The 2,059-nt window shown below is 41.4% G+C and carries 2 protein-coding genes and 1 pseudogene; 2 read left to right on the plus strand and 1 reads right to left on the minus strand.

All coding sequences use genetic code 11. The features are described 5' to 3' along the window. The first annotated feature begins 223 nt into the window (after positions 1-223). Both J7439_RS25295 and J7439_RS25300 read left to right on the plus strand, forming a co-directional pair. Entirely contained in the window at positions 224-694 is a 471-nt protein-coding gene (locus J7439_RS25295) for a hypothetical protein (RefSeq protein WP_209204829.1), read from the plus strand. 74 nt (positions 695-768) lie between these two features. Continuing rightward, complete coding sequence (locus J7439_RS25300; protein ID WP_209204830.1) at positions 769-1,056, plus strand: hypothetical protein; 288 nt, start codon at positions 769-771, stop codon at positions 1,054-1,056. Between the two features lie 283 nt (positions 1,057-1,339). On the opposite strand, the pseudogene J7439_RS25305 reads toward J7439_RS25300, so the two are convergent. Beyond that, positions 1,340-1,774: pseudogene (locus J7439_RS25305) on the minus strand (transposase); the annotation flags it as partial. Positions 1,775-2,059: the final 285 nt, after the last annotated feature.

Below are 2,059 nucleotides of genomic sequence, written 5' to 3' on the forward strand. Positions count from 1 at the left end.
AGACCGTGCAAGGGCTCGTCCAACCCCCGTTGCAGCGAATGCTGCACATCACCTCTTTTATGCTCTGCCTAAATTCGCCAGAATCTGGTAGATTGTAGCGGTGCAGAATTCGCTGAACTAATCGTTAAGTGCCTAGCATCACGTCAACATCAACATTTACGTATTTCTATACATTAAGTCGCTTGGTATAATAATTCGTTATTCATCAGCTTTAGAGAATCAAATGAAATTAAGAAGTACTCTTGTTTTTCCACTTATTTTGTTACTGACCGGATGTGCTGCAGGACTTCGTGTAGATCAAATTGCAGCAATTGATTCATCACAAAAAGACTTGGTTTTAATGACAGGTACTCGTTGGGATACAAAAATCCGTAGAGAATTAGCCAAGCAAGGTTTTAGAGTAAAAAGATTTACATCTGTCAAAGAAATAGAAGTAAGTAATAGCAATGTTAAAGAAACTTTTAATCTTGCTGATGCCCGCTATGGTCTTACAGTAATACCTGGCCGACCAGTTGACTGGTGTGTTGGAGGGCGAGCTATTAAATTCAGTGATTTTTCTTTAGAAGTAACCGATCTAAAAACAAATGACCTAGTAATGATCGTAGAACAAGGGGGGTGGACCGATACTTGCCTTGGACTATATGGAGATTTATTTCCAGATCTCGCAAAAGCACTCCGTGCCAATTGGAAATAAATTCCATGACGATTGGTGGCACGAAGATGTTCTGCACATCTTGTGAAAAAATCACAAAGTGCAGGAAAATTTGTTTGACTGAGCTTGGGGAAAAAAAGAACCAGAGATGGAAAAGAAATGATTATCCTGATATTCACTGGTTCAGACGTGGTAGAGAGTGTCTAACATGTGGGCATAACTTCATTACAGCTGAGGCTGATGAATCTTTATTAGATGAGCTTGCGAGACTTAGGGGAAAATTAGAGGCTGCAAGGTCAAAGACGAATGAAATTCATAATCGTTATGAAAGGGTAATGATTGAATTAGATGAGATTTCTGACCTAATTCCTTCCATCTTAAAAAATCCAAAAATCGGCACTTAACGAATAAGGATAGATTGCGCTAACGAATAAGGATAGATTGCGCTCAGCCGCAATCTTATCCGGTTGTTGCACAAGCCCGGGTTGATTTCTGGCGAGGAAGGTCTATTGAAGTTTGCTTTTCTGGCAGGTCTCGAATCAGATTGCTTTTTCCAGTCTCTCTTTATTCAGGATGAAAGCCACCCGACCACTGCATTACAGTAGTCCAGTGCCTTGTATCCCTTTATGGTCGGGTTTGCTTTTCCTCCCTGCTGGTAAATGGCGGTGTGTAATCCGACTCAATGCATCAGGTGGGTTTCATAAAACTGAACGCAATGTGTTTCATCGCTTCACCGCAGTGCCTGCATTTGAATTGCGGTCGAATGACGGGCTCAACCGCTTTGACCATCACATTTAGAATCAGCTGCACCAGTGATAATTTCTTTTTGGCGTTGCTGTGTAAAAATCCATAGTCCCGTGATCGTCGAAACCCTCTTGGCAGTACATGTTTCAAAACCAACCACAGGAAGTCTTCTCCGGGCAAGGTTCTGGTTTCTGTTTTTCCGGTTTCGCTGTTGATGTAGGAGAAAGTTACTTTTCCACCCTGGCTGGTCAGTATGTTTTTGTCGCTGATCACACCTTTATAGAGGTAGCGGGACAGGTATTTCAGGGCAGGCAATCCTTTACCGACGTGTTTGCAGTTCACGACCCACTCTTTGGGCAGGCTCATTTTAAGGTCCAGAAAAATAAAAAGGACACCCACTTTTTAAAAAGTGAAGAGAGTACGTTATTTATTCATTTTTTAAATGATAGTATTGATCATTGTAAGAATTTCTCATTCATACCAAACAGGAAGCGTATAAAAAGCACTCAGCAACAGCTAGATAGAAGACACTGTAAAGACAATATAAGAAAGAGCATTCAGAAAATTCTGGCCACATTAAAGTAAATGAAAATACGTTGATCAGGCAGGGTAGAGAGCACCGCTCACAGACATCCCATGAACCCAGCATTTTCCGGTGCTTTC

This window comes from Salinisphaera sp. G21_0 (assembly GCF_017744115.1).
In the GTDB taxonomy this organism is placed as follows: Bacteria; Pseudomonadota; Gammaproteobacteria; order Pseudomonadales; family Endozoicomonadaceae; genus Endozoicomonas.